At 29.4% G+C, this 21,932-nt stretch carries 12 protein-coding genes; all 12 read right to left on the bottom strand.

Going from position 1 to position 21,932, the window contains the following annotated elements:
- Nucleotides 1–16: 16 nt before the first annotated feature.
- The 12 genes from CP520_RS00340 to CP520_RS00285 all read right to left on the bottom strand — a co-directional run bounded on the left by CP520_RS00340 (nucleotide 17) and on the right by CP520_RS00285 (nucleotide 21,915).
- Nucleotides 17–2,788, bottom strand: a complete 2,772-nt coding sequence (locus CP520_RS00340) for an MOLPALP family lipoprotein (RefSeq protein ID WP_096862502.1) — start codon at nucleotides 2,786–2,788, stop codon at nucleotides 17–19.
- 109 nt (nucleotides 2,789–2,897) lie between these two features.
- On the bottom strand, nucleotides 2,898–5,693 hold the full coding sequence (locus CP520_RS00335) for an MOLPALP family lipoprotein (protein WP_096862501.1): 2,796 nt from the start codon (nucleotides 5,691–5,693) through the stop codon (nucleotides 2,898–2,900).
- Between the two features lie 154 nt (nucleotides 5,694–5,847).
- Entirely contained in the window at nucleotides 5,848–8,526 is a 2,679-nt protein-coding gene (locus CP520_RS00330) for an MOLPALP family lipoprotein (RefSeq protein ID WP_096862500.1), read from the bottom strand.
- A gap of 35 nt (nucleotides 8,527–8,561) precedes the next feature.
- Entirely contained in the window at nucleotides 8,562–11,135 is a 2,574-nt protein-coding gene (locus CP520_RS00325) for a lipoprotein (RefSeq protein ID WP_096862499.1), read from the bottom strand.
- A gap of 44 nt (nucleotides 11,136–11,179) precedes the next feature.
- Nucleotides 11,180–13,987, bottom strand: coding sequence for an MOLPALP family lipoprotein (locus tag CP520_RS00320; protein ID WP_096862498.1), 2,808 nt, complete (start codon nucleotides 13,985–13,987; stop codon nucleotides 11,180–11,182).
- A gap of 172 nt (nucleotides 13,988–14,159) precedes the next feature.
- Nucleotides 14,160–16,256: a PTS fructose transporter subunit IIABC gene (locus CP520_RS00315; protein WP_096862497.1), complete on the bottom strand. Its 2,097-nt coding sequence runs from the start codon at nucleotides 16,254–16,256 to the stop codon at nucleotides 14,160–14,162.
- 10 nt (nucleotides 16,257–16,266) lie between these two features.
- Nucleotides 16,267–17,205 (bottom strand): 1-phosphofructokinase, encoded by a 939-nt coding sequence (gene pfkB, locus CP520_RS00310; RefSeq protein WP_096862496.1) that lies wholly within the window; start codon nucleotides 17,203–17,205, stop codon nucleotides 16,267–16,269.
- Between the two features lie 211 nt (nucleotides 17,206–17,416).
- A complete protein-coding gene (gene rpsI / locus CP520_RS00305; RefSeq protein ID WP_096862495.1) occupies nucleotides 17,417–17,815 on the bottom strand; it encodes a 30S ribosomal protein S9 in 399 nt (132 codons plus the stop codon).
- A complete protein-coding gene (gene rplM / locus CP520_RS00300; protein ID WP_096862494.1) occupies nucleotides 17,815–18,288 on the bottom strand; it encodes a 50S ribosomal protein L13 in 474 nt (157 codons plus the stop codon). Before rplM ends, rpsI begins: the two co-directional genes overlap by 1 nt.
- A 178-nt stretch (nucleotides 18,289–18,466) precedes the next feature.
- The gene (locus CP520_RS00295; protein ID WP_096862493.1) at nucleotides 18,467–20,026 is read right to left on the bottom strand and encodes a hypothetical protein; all 1,560 of its coding nucleotides are present in this window, start codon (nucleotides 20,024–20,026) and stop codon (nucleotides 18,467–18,469) included.
- A complete protein-coding gene (locus CP520_RS00290; protein WP_096862492.1) occupies nucleotides 20,019–20,771 on the bottom strand; it encodes an ATP-binding cassette domain-containing protein in 753 nt (250 codons plus the stop codon). The genes CP520_RS00295 and CP520_RS00290 overlap by 8 nt, the downstream gene beginning before the upstream one ends.
- Nucleotides 20,761–21,915 (bottom strand): hypothetical protein, encoded by a 1,155-nt coding sequence (locus CP520_RS00285; protein ID WP_096862491.1) that lies wholly within the window; start codon nucleotides 21,913–21,915, stop codon nucleotides 20,761–20,763. The genes CP520_RS00290 and CP520_RS00285 overlap by 11 nt, the downstream gene beginning before the upstream one ends.
- Between the last annotated feature and the right edge of the window lie 17 nt (nucleotides 21,916–21,932).

The following is a 21,932-nucleotide window of genomic DNA, read 5'->3' as shown; positions in this document are numbered from 1 at the left end:
GGTTCTTAATTTTAATTTATTTTTGTTCTGGAGAGTTAGCTGGAGTGATTGTAGTTTCACTACGGTTAACTTCAGTTGTAAATTTTTGTTTTAAAGAATCTCTGTGGAAAGTAAAACTATAGGTTGTTTGATAAATAGTTTTATCAGGAGCTATTCAACTATATGAAATAGTTTGACTACCACTTAATAAATCATCACTTAAATTAAGTGGTTCTTCTTGTTTAAATTCTTCTTTTCTTTCACTATAAACAGCTTTTAAAGCTTTATCATAGTCAGTTTTAATATTTACTTCTTTAATAAATTGTTGATAAAAACCTAAAACAGTTGTAATTAATTCTGATTGTAATTTATCATCACCTTTTACATAATGAATTCCGGTTTTTTTATCAACACCATGAAGAAGATTATTTGTTTTAACTTCTGGTAAGAAGAAGATTAAAAATTTTCCTAAGATTTTATTTTCATCATATTTATTAATTCCAATAATTCCTAAGAGATTAGAAAGATTATTAACTCTTTTAACTCCATTAGGTTCTTTTAAAGCTTCAAAGAATAAATCAACAATGTTATGTTCATTTCCATTTTCATCTATTAAATAACAAGCATCAAAGATCGGTTTTAATCTTGAAGGATCAAGACTATATTTTTTTAAGGTATCACGATTATCCATTTTATTAACTTTTAACATATCACTTGCTAAATAGTTAACTAATTCAGATAATGTCTTATCTGTATAGAAACTAGCAAATTCTGGTGCAAAACGATATTTATTTTCATTAAATAATCCAAGGTTAAATGATGAAAGTAAATCACTTAAGGGACGTGTAAATAGAATTTGAAGATTCATTCTACCAGTTTTATCTGCTAATGGTTTTAAACTTTGAACAACTTTATCTATTCCAGGTTTAGCTTCATTAATAATTTTATTAGCAACAGCTCTTGAGGCTACACTAGTTCCATGAATTGCATTTGTAAAGTTATTTAATCAAGCAATTAAATCACCTTTATATAAGAATTGTAAAGGGTTGTTTAACAACTGATTGAATCAACTTTCATCAATATAAGGAAGAACTGATAATCAACCACCCTTTTTACAAATCTTGTTATACATCCCATTTGAAAGTTGAACTTGAACTTGAGTTGATAAACTCATAAATAGTTGGTAAGTAATTTGTTGTAGAGTTTCATTAGTAATTGGATAACCTAGTAGAGAGACTAACCAATCAACTCCAGCGTCTTTTAAAACCTTTTCAACATCAACTTGTTTGGCAATAACTTTTGTAGCAAAGGTTACTGCTGGCGTATTAACATTAATATCAATTTGATGATTTAAATTATCATTTCAATCTAATAATAAAGCTTTACCTTTTTGAGCATTTGTTCAATTGCCCTTATAGTCACGATCTTGACAAAAGATTGCAAGTAAGGCTTGAATACGATACATTCCTTTATCACTATCAAAATCTCCTAAATAATAATCTAAGTCTGCTACAAAGGAATGAATATTTAAAGTTAAGTCTAAATTAGAATCCTTAATTTTAGTTTGTCTAATTCGATTAATAACAGTTCAGTTACTTTCCTTAACAGAAAAGATATGATCACTATCTGTTGGTTCTGCTACTTTATAATTGCTAAAAGCTTGAATATATCCAGCAAAGATATCAACTGTTGAATAACCATTATTTAATAGTTTTTGTAAATGGTCGTTATTCATTGTTTTGTCTTCATTGAAAAGGTATTTAGTATAGTTTTCTTTTTTAATTGAAGAAGTTTGTCCGTTTTTATTAACGTTTCCAACCAAATCAACTAAATAATCCATAGCTTTTTGATAAATGGAAATGTCTTCCATGTTATAGAAAGCATCAATTTGTTTTTCATCACCAGCACCAACTGCTAAGATTCAAGCAATCCCAATCATCATTGATTTTTGTGAGTCAAAAACGCTTAATTCACCAAAACGTTTTTTAATTAAATCTGGTGATGAAAATGAATCAATGACGTTTTTAACATCAAGATTATTTAAGATTGGGTCAACTTTTTCTTCAATAGTTTGACGATAACTTAATAATTGAGTGGCAACTGAATCTAAACCAACAGCAGTTAAACCTGTTGATAGTAAACCAAACAATCCTGATGGTGAATAAATTCCAACTTTATTAATATAATCATCAGCTGTATTTAAAGCATCACTTGCTTGTTTTGGTAACGCATCATTAAAAGGTTTAGCATTATCTAATCCTTTATCACCATTTAAATTAATATTTCCTTCAACTTTGCCAAGATAATGACTAGTAAAAGCACTAATACTATCAGTTGTTAAAGCATCATGTTCACTTTTTACTTTATCAAGATCAGCATTTGTATTATCTTTAGTTCAATCAAGAGTTGAATCATTATAGATTAATTTATTTAAATAAGAACCATCAAAACCATATTGATCTTGATAAATAGTTTTTTGCACGACTTGTTGTAAAGCAACCATGATATTATCTTGGTTTTGATAATCAAATTCTTCTTTGTTTGGAGTTACTGGTTTAACTGGAGGAATAGTTTTATCTGGTTCATCTGGATTTGTTGGTTTTGGAAGTTCACCTCTTGTACTATCACCAAAATCAACTCCACTTGGTTGTTGTGATGGTTTAGTTGAACTATTATCTTTATCAGAATTTGGAGTTTCTGGTTTAGTACTTTCAACTTTATAATTTGCCTTCATCCCACAAGCAACAACAGTTGATGCACTAGAACCAACTATCCCAATAGCTGCTAAAATTGATAACATTTTTTTCATTTCTTTTCATCTCCCTTGTAAACTTATAAGTTAAGTTTTTAAGTTAAAATGATTGTAACAAAAAAGAACTTACATATGTAAGTTCTTTTAAATAAATTGTAAATAATTATTATTTCTTATCAGTATCATCTGATTTAACGGGTTCTTTGGTAACGGCTGTTTTAAATTTTTCTGTATCTTTTTCTCTAGAAAATTCAAATGTATAGATTGTTGCAAATTTAGTTCCATTTGGATTTGTTCAAGTATAAGTTACTTTAGCACTTCCTTTTAAATTATTTTCATTTAATTCTATGTTTTTTGTATAAACAATTTCATTTCTTCTATTATCATAAGCTAGTTTTAATGCTGAATTGTAATTTGTAGGAATGTTAATTTCTTCCATAAATTGTTTATAAATTTTCACAACTGTATCAATGATTGGTGAAGTTTGTTTGTCATCTCCTGCAACAACATTTTTGCCTTTTTCAACACGAATTTTATCTCTTAATTGTGGCAAGAATAATAGTAATAATTGACCAAATAATTTATCTGTATCAAATTTATTAATACCAACATATCCAAACAAATTATTTAATTTATTAATTCGATTAACACCAGTATATTTTTCAAGAATATTGAAAAATTCATCAATAATATTATTTCCGTTTTTGTCTCATAGACACTCTAAAACGGGTTTAATTTTTTCAATATCGAAAGCCTTGTTTTTATATACAGCCCGTTTAGCCATTTTGTTAACATTGAACATCTCTATAGCTAAATAATCAGCTAATTCTGAAATGTCCTTATTTGTGTAAAAACTTGCAAATGCTGGATTGAAACGATATTTATTTTTGTCAAAAAGTCCAGCATTAAACATATTTAGCAATTCCCCTAATGGGCGAATTAATAGCTCTTGAAGATTAAATTGACCATTGGAATTAGCCATTGGTTTTAATGAATTAACTACTTTTTCGATACCGGGTTTCGCTGCCGCGGATACGCCCGCTGCTGCAAGTCAGCTTTTGGGTCCTGTACCTTTAACATTATCTGTAAAATTAGATAACCAAGAAATTAAATCTCCCTTGTAAAGGAATTTTAATGGATTGTTTAAAAGGGTATTAACTCAATTTTCATCAATATATGGAAGAAGTGAGAAAAATCCACCTTTTTCACAAATTTGATGGTACATTCCTTTAGATAATTGCACTTGAGTTTGTGTACTAAAGTTCATAAATAATTGATAGAAAACTTGTTGTAATGTTGCATTAGTAATTGGATAACCTAATAAGGTAACTAATCAATCTACTTTTGCGTCTTTTAAGACTTTTTCAACATTTATCAATTGAGATAAGACTTTTGTAGCAAGACTTATAATTGGAGTATTTACGCTAGTGTTCAATTGATTGTTCTTTTTGTCATCTCAATCAAGAAGTAATGTTTTTCCACCTTGAACATTTTTTCAACTTCCATTGTAATCTTTATCTTGACAAAAAATAGCAAAAATAGCTTGGATTCTATACATACCGATATCAGTTTTAAAATCACTTAAATAATAATCTAAATCAGCAACAAGAGAATATACATTAATTCCTGTTCCAACTGTTGCGTTCTTAATCTTTGTATTACGGACTTCACTTAAAACATCTCAGTTCGTTTTATTATCTGAAAAAATGTGATTTGCATCTTTTGGAGCAGCGACTTTATAGTCACTAAAAGCTTGTAGATACCCTGTGAATAAAGCAAAAATAGAATAAGAATTTTGTACTAAATTTTTTAAATTATCCTTATTGATTATCCCTTTTGGAAGAATGTATTCTTTGTAATTGTTAGCATCAATTTTTTTAACAGGATTTCCTTTATCATCTGTTTTATTTAAATCTCCAATTAAGTTAACTAAATATTCCAATGAGGCGTTAGAAGTATATAGTGATAAGTCATTTATATGTAAGAATTGATTAATTTGAGCAGTGTCTCCTACTCCAATAGCTAAAAGTCACGCCACACCATTTATAATGCTTTTTTGACTATCGCCTATAGTCATTTCTCCAAATAAGTTATTTAATTCTGTTGTAGGCTCAATGTCTTTTATGATTTTTCTAGTTTCAGGATCATTCAAAATAGGATTAGTTATTCCAAGAACTTGTTCTTTAAAAGAAAGTACTTTATCAGCCGCTTTTTGAATCCCTAAACCATTCAATACAAATGCTATTGCATTTAAAATTGCAGTTGGAGAATAAACCCCAAATTTTTCGTCATATGTGTTGATTCCATTAATTACTTTATTAGCTTTTTCTGGCAAGAAATCATTGAATGGTTTAGCATTCATATTTCCTTTATCACCATTCAAATTAACATTTTCTGTTGGAGAATTTAAATAATGATTAATAAAGTCAGATGAACTACCTTCCTTAAATTTAGCATCACCTTCATCACCCATTAAATTACTTTTAATATTGTTATTTTGATTCACATTAATTCAATTACTCATTGAATCACTGAATAATTGTTGGTTTAAGTAGTTTCCATCAAAACCATATTGGTCTTGATAAATTGTTTTTTGAATCATTTGTTCAAATGAAGCTAAGATATTGTTTCTATTTGTCATTACTGTTGGGGTTTCTGGTTTGTTATCAGGGTTTTTGTTTGGGTCATCAGGATTATTTCCATTATCGTTTCCACCATTATTGTCGTTTCCACTATTTCCATTATCAGGATTATTATTATCAGGATTACGTTTTCCTGGATCACCACTTCAACCTGATTCTGGTTTTTCATTGTTTCCACCGTTGTCTTTATTGTTTCCACTTGGTCTATCATCACCATTGTCGTTAAGATCAGCATATGCATTAATTCCGCATGCAACAACAGTTGAAGCACTAGAACCAACAATCGTAATTGAGGCTAGTAATGCTAGTAATTTCTTCATAATAATCTTCCCTTATTTCCCTAAAATCTTAAACCTTATAAGTTTACTTTTTCATATACTTATTATACTATAATGCTTTAAAAAACAAATTAAAGCCTTTTTAACAAAGAAAAGAAAAAGTAATTAATTTTTATAAATTAATTACTTTTCAATCTTATTTAAGTTTTTCTATTTTAGTGAATTTTAAAGTATCAGTTGGTGTACCTGCTGCTCCATTTACACCAAGTCTTTCAAATGTTATATGATAAACTGCTTTATGTCCTGAACCCAATTGGATTGGTTGACCATTATCATTTAGGATTTCAAGTCCAGTTGGATCAAATTGGATATACATATCTCCAGATTTAATCACTTGAGAGAAATCTAATTTTCTATATTTACCTTTAAAGTAAGTAAATTTTGGTTTTCTAACATCGTTTCCTTCAATGATAGTAAAGGCTGGACTATTATCACCATAATTACCATTAATATTTCTTCTTCCACCTAAAACGGGTTTTAATCAATATTCATAATTAGTTCCTGGAATAATGTCTTTTAAGAAGTTAGCAATTCCAGATAATATTCATCCGAAGTTATCAGTATAACCAGCACTATTTTTTAAAGTATCTCTTGAGATTACTTGATATGGAGTTACATCTTTTCCATTAATATCTTTATCAATAGGAGTTTGTTTTTCTTTGTTTGCAAATTCTGGGACAAAGAAGATTAATAATCTTCCGATTGGTGAATCAACTTTATAATTCATTTGATCATCATATCCAATAAAGCTTAAGTTCTTACTTGGATCATTTAGATTATTAATAATTGTTCATAAGATACTTTTATTGTCAGCTGTTAATTCTGTTCCATAAAGAATTTCATTAATTACTTCTTTAAATTCAGGAATAATTGCATAACGATATTTCAAACCAGGGATTTTATCAACACCAACTCCTTGAACTTTGCTTGTTTCCATTCCACTTAAAGCAAAGATTTCACTTAAATCTTTAGCTAAGCTAATAATTGATTTATTAACAAAGAAGTCAGCTACATTTGGAAATAAGGCGTTATTCTTAGTTAAATCTTCTACTGAAAAGTCCTTAACTCCACTAGCAGAAAAGATAGTTCTTAGTTTTAAATTAAATAAGTTTAATAAGTTAATTTGGCTTTTATCAGCTGATGGTCTTTCAGCAGTTTCATAGAAAGTAAACATAGACATTAAAACTTTTTGAACTTGAGCTTTGAAAGGAGCTCCAATTACACCATCTAAAGAGTTAGCTGTAACCATGTTAGTTAAATCTCCATGATAAGCAACTGTGAAAGGATTTTTCTTAAATTCTTCATTTGTATCTAATCAATCTTTTAAATTAGAAGCAAATTTATTACCTGTTCCTGGGTCAGGAATTTGTGTATTAGTTAAAAAAGCATTAGTAAAGGTATCATCTAATGTTTTAGCAACGGTTGAAAGATTATCACTTGTAACAACATCTTTATTAGTTGAACTAAAGACTCCAGCTAATAAACTTGAAACATTAGAACTAATTTTATTATCAACAACTTTATCTGCAAACATAATGTTTAATAATTTAAATAAACGTCCTTGTTGAATTCCTTCATCATTTGGTGCTAAGAAATAAACTAAGTTAGAAATTAATTCTCCAAAGTTTAAATATTTTAAATCTTCTTGATTTACTCAAGTTGAATGTTCACTAGCAACTTCACTTAATTTCTTACCAGTTAAACGTTCACTAATAAATTGAACGTTAGTTTTGTCTTTATCAAAGATGTGATCTTTATTATTAAAATCAGTATTATCAATTCTCTTATTATCATCATTAAAGATTTGCATCTTAATTGATAAGGCAGAAAGTGCTCTAAAGATATGCATCACACCCATCATAATGTTATTTGATGATTGTTTTGGTGGTGTTAAAAAAGTTGTTCCTAAAAATTGTCCACTAGCGATTAAGGCTTTATTTAATTCAGTGGAATCACTAGTTAAAACTTTGTTGTCATTATCATATCCAAATAAAGGACCATCAACTTTTTCACTGCCAAACAGTTTAGCTGCATTAGCAACTTCAATCATAAAGATGGAGTTTAAGTCTTCAACTTTATAATCAGATAAATCAAAGTTAACTCCAAAAGTTAAACTATCAAAAAAACTATTAACCTTTTCTTGAGTTAGTTTTTTTACTAAATCATTAAGTAGATTATTTAAGACATCAACTGGAGTGAATTTTCCAACCTTGTTTAAGCTGTATAATTTATCAATTCCAATTGGAATTCCAGTCCCAACAACTTGAGCATTAATAGTTGTTAAGATTGAGATTAAAGTTCTTGCTGATTCAACTGATTTATCAGCAATTTTATTAACATCAATATTAAATAATTGGAAAATAATAGTTTTCAAAGGAGCTGGAATAAAGTCTGTTAACTTATCAAAGATTTGTTTGAAGATTTCTCCATCTTCTCCCAAAGTTCCTTGTAATTTAATATTGTCTGAATATGTGGCAGTATGAAGTGAACCTTCATTAAAATAACGATTATAAACATTACTAATTGGTTCACTATTATCAAGAGTTGTTAAAGCATCAGCACTTTGTTTCATTGAAAAAGTTTTGTTTTTAGCATCACTTAAACCATATTCATTATCAAGAATTACAGTGCGTAATCTAGCCATAGCAGCACCAGTAATTTCTTTTTCAGAAACTTGTCTTGATGGGAAAACGATATCTTTATATGTATCGTTTTTACCAAGACCATTATAAGCAGAAGCTCCACAAGCAACAACAGTTGTAGCTGATGTTGCTGTCAAAGTAATTGCTGCTAGTAAAGATAAAATTTTACGCATTTTAATTCACCTATTTTCTTTTAATTTATTATAGTTTATTTCAATCTAGTTAAGGCCTTGAAACTAAATGTTTCATTAACATTAACTCTAGCGATTGTAATTCGATAGTTTAAGTCAACTCCTGGTTCATAAATCCCATTAGTAGAATCAGAATAACTATCTGTTTTTAGATTTAAATCATATGTTTGACTTAATAAAACATTTTTATTGTTTGGATCATAATTTGAAATCACATTTGAAACAGTTCAAATAGAATTGTTAGAAACAAACTCATTTACCATTGCTTGGTAGTTTGCTCCTTTTAATAAATCTCAACCAACTTGTCAAACAGCCCCAAATAAGTCTTGTGATGAAGAAGGATCGTTTGCTGCACTATTAAGATCAATCAAACTTCCTCTTCCATTATTAGCAGTTGGGTCATTGACTTTTGCTAAGTTAGGAACTAATCAAGTTGTTAATTGCCCAATAAATGAGTTAGCAAAAACAAAGGTATGTCCTCTATCAGCATCAGCTGGAATCAAAGCTTTGTCACTATCACTTTTCATATTTAGATATCCTAATAATTTTGGATAGCCAGTAACATCTAAAGCTCCAGTTATTAATTGATATAATAATGATTTTGAATAAGCACCATTACTTGTAGCATCTGGTTCATTAGCAAAAGGAGTATTATCAACGATTAAAAGTTTAATCATATTTCTGATTGGAGTAATTGTAATTACTCTTTGTGCTTCTTTTGTTAATGGATTGTCATTGTTTAATTGACTAGTAATATCAGTAATTGCTCCATCAATAGTCATATTATTTAATAGCCCTAAGTTGATGTCTTTCTTAGCAAAAGTTTTGATAAAGTCATTAATTTTTGCTTGATTTAGCATATTGTGTAAGTTTACTTCATCAATATTCAAAGCTTTTGCTAATCAACTAATATCATAATCACCACAAGGAACAGTTATCTTATTAATATCTCCATAGTATAGATATGAGAATGGATGTGGGAAGAATTCATTTTTAGCAAAATCACTATTAATGAAGTTGCCAATGTTAGAAATTATTTTTTTGGCTTTTTCGTCTGATATAAAAGTCCCTACTAAAGAAAGTAATGCAGAAATAGAACTAGCTTCAATTTTTGTGTCGTTTAGAATTGGTAACAACACATTAGTTAAAGCTCCTCCAAGAACAAGTGAAGCACCTCCTCATCCTAATTTTGCTCCTGCTCCAAATCCTTGTGATGAATAATAAGCACTTCTAATTAACTCATAAATATTTTCAAGATTAGTATTACCGTTTGAAGATATACTTCAGAAAATAATATTCATAAGTTTTAAAATTCGAAATCCGTTTTCTTCATTATTAGAAAAGAAGTATCCAATTTTATTCAGTAAATAATCTAGATGAATACCATTAGAGCCCATGGCTTTTACTTCATAAGGAATTTTTTTGTTTGTAAAGTTTTTTAAATAAGAATTGTTATCTTGATTTGCATCAAACAAATGATTTGCATCATTGATAACAAAATTATCATTTAAAGTAGAATCATAAGTTGCTATTAAAACTTCAAGAATTTTTAAGGTTTGTAAAGCATATTTTAAAACCCCATTTTTTTCTTTCACTAATCCTGGTTTAGCTTTTGAATTATTTCAAGCTGCATTTTCAGGTTTATTCATTAACAATGATAATGTGTTTTGAATTGTAATATCAGGCATAGTGAATGTACCAGCGCCTGTCAAATTTCATCATAAGTCAACTGTTTTATTAGATAATAAGGTATTAAGTCCATATGTTTGGTAAGTATCTGGGAATTTAGCATAACCAACTAAAGCAAAGATTGATGCATATAAACTTTTTTGTAGTTCATTAACTGTTTGGTTCATGATTGCTGGATCTAAAGTTAAGTAACTATCAATTTCTTCTAAAGAAGCATCAACTGAATATTTACTATAAAAACCATTTGCAGTTGTTAATAATCCACTAGCAACTCCGTTTAAGAAGATATCTAAGTTATCTCCAATCACTCCAGGTAGATTTAATCCTTTAATCGCATCAGCAATTTTTGGTGCAATCACTCCAAGTAGAGGACCAGAAGCGGCTCCAAAAGCAGAAAGTAATTGGGTAATTGGCATTTTTTGTAATAGTTTAGTAATATTTGCAACTGCACTACCGTTTTGAGCAATTAAATCACCAAGAGTTTCATTAACTCCAGGAATAATAATGTCTTTAAATTGCTTGTTAATAATTGGGATATTAATATTTGAGTTATTAATTAAATCAACTAAAGCTTGTGAGTCAGTTCCTTTAGTTCCGTTAATATTTAAGCCTTTTAGATTAGCACTGCTTAAAGTATCTCCATTAACTAATGGTGAGTCACTACTTGATGCTGCAAAAGCTTGTTCAACGGTTTTCTTTAGGTTTAATCCATAAGCATCAGCTAAAATATAGCCTTTAGCTTCTTCAACTGATTGTTGACGAATATCTTTTACTTGTTGAGTTTCAGGTATTTTATTATCTTCAACTTTTGTTGTGTTGTCTTTTGAACCACAAGCAACAACTGTTGATACGCTTGAAGCTGTAATTGTAATCGCACCTAGAAGTGATAAGAATTTTTTCATTATTTAATTGCTCCTTTCTGTTTTAATTTAGATTTTTCTAATTTTTAAATAATTGTATTATTTACAACGTTATAGAATTCAAAGACTTCTGCATTCGAATTTCTTTTGACACTAAATCAATATTTAGTGTTTGTCCCATCAATTGGATTTTTAAAAGTAATTGTGAAATCATAACTTTTTACTAATTTCTTATTAGTATCAGCAAAGTATTTCACACTACTTGGGTCATATTGATAGTTATAAATACTATCATCTGTGACAAAAGTTCTAATCATGTCTTGATAGTCAGCTGGTGATGTAAACATATCAAATAAGGAAATAAAGTTTTTATATTCTCTATTCATTAAGTCGATTTTGAAAACACTTTCATCAGCTAAAGTAAATGTATCACCAGTTACCTTTAATAAAGGTAAAGATAGTTGCATGATATCTCCTAATAATGAAGGATTTTTATAAGTATCTGACCCTTCAAAACCTAAGACATTTAAAGCTCCTTGAACATCAATTGTAATTTTGACAGTTGGTGGAGTTGGTGTATCTCCTCCATCACTTGGTTTGTCTCCACTATCATCAGCTAATTGAACTGTGATTGTTTTTGAAGTTGGGCTTGGTGGAGTTTGACCTCCATCAGCTGTAATTCCAAATAAAGCACTTAAGAATTTAGAAATTAAGTTATCTGTTCCATCGGTTTTTGTACCAATCACTTGCATAATTAAATCAATAACTAGTTTGGGTTTTAAATTAAAGATTTCTAATGAATGAGTTAAATCAATTTCAGTTGTGTCTTTTCCATCTTTATCTTTTTTATAAGTTACATATTTAGACAAGTTCTTTTCATTTGGAAAAACATTATTCATGTATGAGTTTAATAATGAAATTAATTCTGGAATTGATAATAAAGTGAATTGATCTCCGAAATTAGGAATAATAGTTCCTTTAATCCCAGGTAAACCAACACTCATTCCAAATAAAGATAGAATTTGTCATAATGGTTTATTTAATAAACCAAAAAGATTCTTATTTCCTTGTCCAAAAATAATATCAATTGTACTTTTAATATTGTCAGGAATATTAACTCCTTTAATTAATTTACTTAAATCTCCCATCATCAAACTTCTAAATGGGAAAGCTAAGAAATCAGGGTTATTAACTGAGTTTTGTAAGATTCTTTGAACTGCTTTAATAATTTCACTTGTTGGATAATTATTTAAAGCTGGAATTAAATTACCTTTTAAAATGGTATTTAATATATCATTTACAATCACAACAACATAGTTTCAATCATCACCATTAATTAATCCAAGAATTATAGGTTTTACTAAACCATCCATAATTTGAGTTTTAATTTGTGGTGAACTTAAACAAGTCATAAGAGCTAGGTTCAAAGTTGAATCATAATCTTCTCCAGCATCATCTGGTGGTAAAGTTTCAAGATATCCAATTCCAAAACCAATATTGTAAATGTGGCTTAATAAAGTAGAATTTTGAACTCCATAATTAATGTTTTTGTTTTCTTGTTTATCACTTTTATCATTAAATAATAAGAATAAAAGTTGTTGTAAACGATAAGTTGCTTGATCATCAGCATCTTGGATTTTTCCAAAATAGTAATTTAAATTAGATACAAAGTAGTTAATATTTAAAGCTTTATCAGCTAAAACTGGTGAAGTTTGGTCATTAATAGCAGTATCACTAAATGTGTTTAATCAATCATAATTCTTAATTTTGGCGTCAAATAAATGTTCTTTATCAATTGGTTCGTAATCTTTATATTGATCTAATTTTTGAAAAGCAACATTTGAAACCATAATTAAAGAAACAATTGGTTGAAGTAAAGGCATAAGTGCTGTTTCAGCACTTTTAGCATCAATTCCTTTTAAAGCTGGATTAATTGGTACATTTTGTTTTTTAATTAAAGTATCAACTAAAGTAATAATCTTAGCTTCTAAACTAGTTAATGTTCCTGTTGTTTGTAAACTAGAAATCATAAAAGGAATTTCTAAGCCATCATCACTATCAAAATCAACAATGTGATCAAGAATTGATTCAATTTGAGTATCAACATATCCTCTAATGTCACTAAATTTATGGACATTATCTGTAATATCTTTATGAGCATTATTAACTAAGGTATCATAATCATTTCCAACGTGGGTTAAAACATTTCTGATTTGGTTAACAACTTCAGATCCAAATACCCCATTAACACTAGTAATAGCACCACTAATTGATTTATTAAAACCAGAAACATCAACTTTTAAGGCTTGTAATAATTTATTGATTAAATCATTTACAGTTGTTCCAAATCCAGAAGCTAAATTATAAATTCCATCTAAGTTTTGGTTTAATGAGTTAGCATTCATAAAAGGTTCAATAAAGGTTTCAGAACCTTTAAAAACAGAAATTACACGTTCATAAATTGGACGAATTTGATCTGGAATTAATGCTGAAATTCCATCCATTTCTCCATTTTGATTTCCATAAGAGATATTTTTACCAGTTATAGCTTTATCACCAATCACTTGGTTACCAAAGTATTTTGAAATCACATCACCACTCATTGAATGGTTGTTTAAATTACCATCATTAGGATTAAAATCAGGATTAGTTTTGCTAGCTTTAATATTGCTTAACCCTTTTAAAGTTTGTGTTTGTGAAATCCCAAATTGATCATCTAAGATTAGAGCTTTGGCTTTATCAAAACCAGCTCCCATCATGTTAGCAAGATTATTATTAAAATATGTCTCATCATTAACTTTGTTAGTTTCTTTAGTTGATGTACAAGCAACAACTGCAGAACTAGATGAAGCTATAAGTGACACAGAACCCAAGATTGCTAATAGCTTTCTCATTTGTTAACCTCTCATTTTTTTATAATTTATAACGTGTTTTTATAATAGCATTATACCATAGCCCTATACATTTATAAGTTTATAATAAGTGTTTTTATCTTCTCTTAAAAACAAAAAATAGTTACTAGTTTTAGTAACTATTTTAATTATTAAGAATAACTTAGTTTAGTAATTAAGCTTCTGTTAATTGTAATTTACCTTTTTTAATATCATGACTTCTTCAAGCACCCATCATACTTCCAGCAATCACCATTCCAATAAACGGAATTAAGATATACATAGCAATTCCAAATCCAACAGCAGCTCCACCATTTCCAGCAATTCCATTTTCTGAAAATAGATATGATTTTGCTAAAGGAGAAACAAAGATTCCTCCGTGTGGAGCTGGCATTCCGATTTTTAATCCACCAGCTAATAAACCAACACAAGCTCCACCAACCATTGATGAAACAGCTACACGTTTGTAGTCATCAATCATAAATGGAATTGCTCCTTCAGTTACAAATGATAATCCCATAACTCAGTTAGCTTTTGCAGCATCACGTTGTTTGTTAGTTCAAGCCTTTCTAAAGACTTGAGTTGAGAAAGCAATGGCTAATGGTGGCATCATTCCAGCTAACATTACAGCAGCCATTAAAACGTTTGTTTGGTTAGCACCATCAGTTATAACACCAATTCCACCATCACCAGTTGTTACAGATAGAACCCCAATTACATAAGCAATCTTATTAATTGGACCTCCCATATCAACACAGACCATAATACCAAGTATTAAGGCAGCTAAGATTAGTAAGTTGTGTAAGGCTAATTGTTTTAATAATCATTCAATTCCATACATTGCATATCCAAGTGGAATGTTTAAAGCAAACATTCCAACTCCAACTCCAAGTAATGAAAGAACAGGGATTAAAACAATATCCCTCACACCAGTTCAGCTTTTTGAAAAGTTTCTAAAAGCCATTGTTAAACCAAAGACTAGAATTCCAGCTAGATATGCTCCAGCAATTCCACCTAAGAATCCAGAATTTGTTTCTAGATTACTTGGTAGCAATCTTCCTCAAAGGTTAGTTCAAGGAGCGTCAGGAGTCGGACCATTCTTTACATAAAGTAAAGTGTCTTGATTGGCAATGATTCCAGCTACTAATCCTGGCATTAAACCTTGAGTTCCAACCAATGCATAAGCAACATAAGCTGCTAGGATTGGTACCATCATTGACATAGAAACTTTCCCTAAACCAGCAAATCAGCCAGCTCCTTTATTAACGGTTCCAAAAGCGTTTACATCGTTGACTGGAACGTCACCTTTTAAAGCAATGAAATCAATTAAGAAAGCTAATCCTAATAAAATTCCCCCAGCAACAACAAAAGGTAACATTTTAGAAACTCCAGCTAATAAAACTCCTTTAAAGTCTTTGAATTTCTTTAAATCTAATTCTCCAACACTGTCATCTGTTTTTTTAGCTTTAATTTTCTTTTTAGGTTGTTTATCATAATCTGCAATTAAATCTTTAGTATGATAAATCGCATTTTGAGTTGAAGTATCAATAACTTCTTTGCCGTTAAAACGATCCATTCCTTCTAAATCTTTATCATGTGCTAAAATAATGTATTTTGCATTATTAATATCATCAGGAGTTAATCTGTCTTCAACTCCCCTACGACCTTGGGTTTCAATTTTAGCACTAACTCCAAGTTGTTTTGCAATTTCTAAAAGCTTTTCTTGTGCTAAATAGGTATGTGCAATCCCAGTTGGACAAGCAGTAACCCCGACCAATTCATAATGTTCAGGTTTAGCTTCTTGTCTTGGTTTTTCTTCTTCTGGTTTTTCAGAAAAGATTTCTTGTAATTCTTCAAAAGAATTAACTTGTCTTAGTTTTTCTTGGTTTTCTGGTTTAACTAAGACTTGAGAAAGTCCGCTTAAAGCAGTTAAGTGTTCATTTCCATCACTACCATTAGTAGCGATTAAAAACACTAAATCAACTAATGAACCATCTAAACTTTGTCAGTCAATTGGGTCTTTTAATCTAACAAAACCAATTGTTGATTTTAAAACACAAGGATTTAAAGCATGGGGAATGGCAATTCCATCCCCAATTCCGGTAGAATCTTGTGATTCACGATCATTTAAGGCTTGTAATAAATCTTCATAACTATTAACAATATTATTTGCTAAAAATTTATCACTTAAAAATTCTAAAACTTCTTCTTTAGATTTAATTTCTAAACCAAAAAAAGAGGTCTCTGAACGAAACATATCTTTTAATGCCATTGTTTTATCCTTATTTTAGTTTTTCTATCATAATAGTTGGTACAAGTTCTTCAATTAATTCTTTTGAACCAATTCACTCACTAAATGCAGTAGCTCCACCGCTAGCTGCTGCATATTGTAAGGTTTTTTCAATTGAGAAATTATTTACTAGTCCATAAGCAAAGCCACCAACCATACTATCACCAGCTCCAACTGAGTTAACAACTTTACCTTTAGCAATCCCAACCTTATAAAGTTCATCATTTTCAGAAAAGTATAAAGCGCCTTGTCCACCCATACTTACTAAAATATTTCTAGCTCCAAGTTTTCTAACCTCAAGAATCATATTTTCTAAATCAGATAAAGAATAATCATTTCTAAATTCAATTTTTAACAACTCACAAATTTCTTGCAAGTTAGGTTTGATTAAATAAGGATGAGCTTTAATCCCTTCTAAACTTCATTTTTTAGATGAATCAAGAATAAAGATAGCTTTTTTCTTTTCAACTAGTTCACCAATTTGAAAATAAACACCATCTGGTAATGATGTTGGAACAGAACCAGAAGCAATAACTAAATCATTTGCCTTTAAGTTCTTTCTTAAAAATTCCATTCCATCTTTGAATTTATGAGCATCAAAACTGTCACCTAACCCATTAAGTTCAGTTTCTTTGTTATTATCAAGATCTTTTATCTTATAGTTGGTTCTTGTGTTTCCGTCAAACATAATAAAGTTATTATGTAAGTTAATTTCTTTAAATTTTTCTAAAAAGACTTTACTATTATCTTTTCCCATAATCCCAAGTGCATTAACTTGTGCTTGAAGGTTGTTTAATAACACAGCAACATTAATCCCTTTTCCACCAATTGTTTGATAATCATTTTGATAGTAGTTTGTTTCATCGAGAACAAAATCTTTTGTTTCAATAACATGATCAATTGCTGGATTTAACGTAATTGTATAAATCATATTTACCCATTTTCCTTTCATAGTTAAGTTAACTTATAATCTATTAACTTCTATTACTTTAATTATATTTATAAGCAGATTTAAAAACGGTTAAATAAGCCTGTTTTTACACTTTCTTTTCCAATGAAACGGAAATAGAATCATGAGGTTTAAAAACAAAAAGAAACCAATAATTTTGGTTTCTTTTCATAGTTTCTTCAATTTCTGAATACTAACGTTTTGAGAATTGAGGTGCTCTACGTGCTCCACGTAATCCGTATTTTTTACGTTCTTTGATACGTGCGTCACGAGTTAACATTCCAACTGCTCTTAATTGTTTTCTGTAATCTTCTGAAGCTTCTAATAAAGCTCTAGCGATTCCTAATCTAGCAGCTCCTGCTTGACCAGTGAATCCTCCACCTCTAACAGTGATTGTGATATCGAAGTCTTTTTCAGTTCCAGTTGCAACTAATGGTTGTTCAAGATCTTGAACTAAAGTTGCGTATGGGAAAAATTCTAAAGCAGGTTTTCCGTTAACAATAACGTTCCCTGTTCCAGGAGTTAAGATAACTTGAGCTGTAGAAGATTTTCTTCTACCAGTTCCACGATAAATTACTTTTTTATCTGCCATTATTCTTGTCCTCCTTCTTTAAGTGATTTTTTCTTAGTAGTATTTACAACAAGTTGTTTTGGTTGTTGTGCAGCGTAAGGGTGTTCAGTTCCAGCAAATACGTGTAATGCACGGAATTGGTTATGTCCTTGAACTCCTTTAGGTAACATCAGTCTAACTGCGTTTTCTAAAATGAATTCTGGTTTTCTTTCTCTTACAGTGGCAACGTTTCTACGTTTTAATCCACCAGGGTACATTGAGTGGTGGTAGTAGTTTTTCCCTTGTTCTTTTTTACCTGTGAAGGCTACTTTGTCAGCGTTAATGATGATAACGTGATCACCATTGTTGATATGTGGAGTGAAAGTAGGTTTGTGTTTCCCTCTTAATACCATAGCTACTTGTGTAGCTAATCTCCCAACTGTTTGTCCTTCAGCGTCAACGATTCATCAATCTTTTTTGATATCAGAAGCTTTGATTAAAGTTGTTTGTTTCATGATTGCTAATCTCCTTTAACTTGTCCGGGGTTAAAAGTGTCGTAAGCATAATTAATTATAAGGATTAATATTCTTTTTTTCAATGAAAATTTAATCAGATTAAAACAAAAAAATAATGTCTTTGCAAAAGAAAAACAAAACGTAATTAAATTTTACGTTTTGTTAAGAATAATATTAATTATTTTTGAATTTGTTTTTTAAAGATTCAGTAACTTGCAAAGATAATTAATCCGTTTAAAACTAAGTATCCAACATATAAACCTTCAGTTTTAACAACTCTAACACCTTTAATATCTTTTCAATCTTCAGGATTATCAGTAGTTGGTAATTTATTCATTTTCATGATTGGAACAGCACTAAATGCACTGTCTTGACTAGCTAAAGTATTTGAACCTAATTCATTTTTATAATCAACTCCGCTAAACATTAAGTTAAATTGAGTAAATGGATTATAAAAAGCTCTTTTCTTGGTATTATTAGCTAATTCTGAGATGTAGCTGCTTTTTTTAATATTCTCTAATTGTTCTGGAGTTGCATGTGAGATTTCTGATATATCTTCAATCACATTATTCATTGCATTTACAAAGACTTGGTAAAACATAACCATTGCTGGTGTTGCCTTTCTATCTTTAGCCATACTTTCTCAAGTTATTTTGTTATCATAACTTCCTGTGTCTCCATATGGATCATAATATCTCATTCCTCACGATAAATCGTCATCAGAAAAGACATCTTCCAAGATAGAAATTAATTCTTTGTAATTTCCAGTATCCATTTTTGAAACTTGTTTTAATAATTTTCTAATTGGTTCAGCATTTACTTTATCGGCTGCGTTTTTATTATAAAAATTTTGAATATCAGTGTATTTAAACTTTTCAAACTCTGATTCATTATTTCTGAATATTGAATCAAAAGTAATATAGAAATTCCTAATTTCAGATAAATCGAATTCACTATTAGGATTCATTCATTTTTCTTGTCAACCAAAAGTTTTCTCTTCCCACGAAGAATACATAATGAAGCCTTCTCAATTATCATAAATTTTTGTATACTTATCACTTTTCAAAGCAGGATATAGTTTACTTGTATTTTGATATCTTAAGATATTTTGATATTGATCAAAATCATCTTGACTTGAAGGTATAGCGTTTATTGAACCGATTGCTGGAAAAATAGCTAACACGATAACTAAAAGAACAGTTGATAATGTACTTCAAATTATAGAAGCAAACGTTGTAAATAAAATAGTTAAGGCTGTTGCCATAATTGCCATAATTGCAAATCATCCAAGAGCGATTAAATAAGATTTATATAAACTAACATTGTTAAACGCTCCAAATCCTGCAGCAAATATTAAGTTAATAATTATTATTGAAACAAGAATTAAGACCACTCAAGCAAGAGACTCGATTAAGCGCGAAAGGAAAATTGAACGACTATTATATCCATAATGCTGTTCATTTTTAATTATTTTTGTATCTTTCTCCATTCTAAAAATTCAAACATTCATAACAATGCAAAATACTCCAATGATTATAGTTTCAATAGTTACTACAATATTTGTAAAAGTTCTTAAATCATCTGGATACTTACTAGTAACTCCAATGACTCCAATTCCAATTGCACATAATAAAATTAGACTCATTATTACACCATATAAGATGAAGTTTCTTTTCTTGAATTTAAGTGCTTTAAATCTAGTTTTTGTTAAGTACATTGTGTTTTCAAAATTACCCATTTAAGAATTCCTCCATTTTTTTAGTTTTTTGAATTTTTGGTTTTCCAGTCTTAATGGTATTTTGGAAAATTTGATAAGCATCATCCTTAGAAGTTAACTTTTGTTCTTTTTTAACAATTCCATCATCAATAATCACAACATCAGTTAAAGAATCTTGAATTTCTTTAATCAAGTGTGTGATTACTACGATAATTCTGTTTTCATTTTTTAAAGCATTTATTAGATCAACAATAATACCCTTATTTTCTTGATCTAAATTAGCTGTTGGTTCATCTAAGAAAATAACTTTAGGTTTACAAATTAGTGCTGCTAAACAAGAAACCATTTTCTTTTGTCCTGATGAAAGCTTTTTAATTTTTGTTTTTAAATCAAAATTAATAGGAATTATTTTTTGAGCACTTTCTAATCTTTTTTTAAATTCTTCTTCACTAATTTTAGCAAGCATGGCATCAGTTCATAAGAATTCATATGTTGAAAATTCCAATGGTAAATCATGATTTTCGGTGAAATAATATCAATTGTCATAATTAATTGAGGCTTGGTTTTGTCCGGTATATTGAATTGAACCACCATCTGGTTTGATTTCATTAAAAAGAATTCTAACTAAAGTAGTTTTCCCCGCTCCGTTATTTCCTAAAAGTCCGTATACTTTTCCGGACTCAAAATTTATATTTATATCTTTTAAAACTTCTTTTTTACTGAAGCTTTTTTTTATGTCTTTTAAAATTAATTTATTATTTGGCATAGCTAACTAATGTTGCTCCTGAAATACCATCCCAAGTTAATTTTTCAGTTGCTATTTTATAAGCATATGCTGATGAAGGGAATGAAAATACATTGTTTGAACTTCTACCAGTTGTAGCATTGTTATATTTCAATGTGATTCCATTTGAACTAACTTCCATAACCATATCAGTTCCTAATCCATTATACTTTCCAGACAAAACATCATTCATATCTTTTACAATGGCGTCATTTTCACCAACTTTAAAAGTAATAACATTATTAAAATCTGAAATGTTTGTTGATACTAATAATTTTCAGTCAGTTATTTCTTTAGTAACTTGGTTTAATTTTTCTCTTTCTTGAAGAATTTGGATAAAGATATCATCCATATTAACTCTATAAGTTCCATATCCAACAGTTGTTAATATTTTTGAAGCATTAAGATTTTTAAGATCGAAATCTCCATAATCTTTACTCATACCTCAAGTTGAATTTCTTCCGGCAATAATTCCAGCATGTTTCACATTTGAACCACTTTGTCATTTTACTAATCCTTGGTAACTTAAAACAATTTTTAAAGAATTTCCTTCTCAAATTTCTCTAGCAACTAATTTGACTCTTTCATTTTCCGAATGGTCACCATCAGTATAATATTTTATGTCATGGTTTGAAGTTGAAGAACCTTGTAAAGCAAAGGTCTCATTAATGGTTTCGAAATTTGTATATTTTCCTCCAGTTCCTAAAGGGTTACTTCATCCATATCAACTGTTTCAAGTGTTGTACTTAACTTCGATATTTAAAGTAACTCATCTATTATTGGCAACTCATTTGTCTTTTTCGGCTGAATTATTGAATACTTTAGAATAGTCAGTTACATTATTTTCGTACCATTTATTTTTACCAGCACCAGTTTGATTTTTTATATTTGTTTTATATCCTTCTTCGTAAGCGGCTCCTTTATAAGTGTCTTTTTTATCATCAACATTCATTACAGTCAATTGATTTTGAGTGTAACCGTTGTAGATATTCGGTTTTGTTGCACTAGCAAGTGCGTAATCATTTTTATTTTCTTCAATCTTATTTGATTGAATTGTGGTTGTTGTTGCTACAGCTGGTGACGCACTTAAAGTGGTTGCAGCAATAGCAGCTAATAAACTTTTCATAACTTTTTCCTCTTTTC

The sequence above is a fragment of the Mesoplasma lactucae ATCC 49193 genome (assembly GCF_002441935.1).
GTDB classification, from domain to species: Bacteria; Bacillota_I; Bacilli_A; order Mycoplasmatales; family Mycoplasmataceae; genus Edwardiiplasma; species Edwardiiplasma lactucae.
The sequence above is the reverse complement of the archived record's forward strand: the minus strand, read 5'-3'. Positions and strand labels throughout refer to the sequence as shown.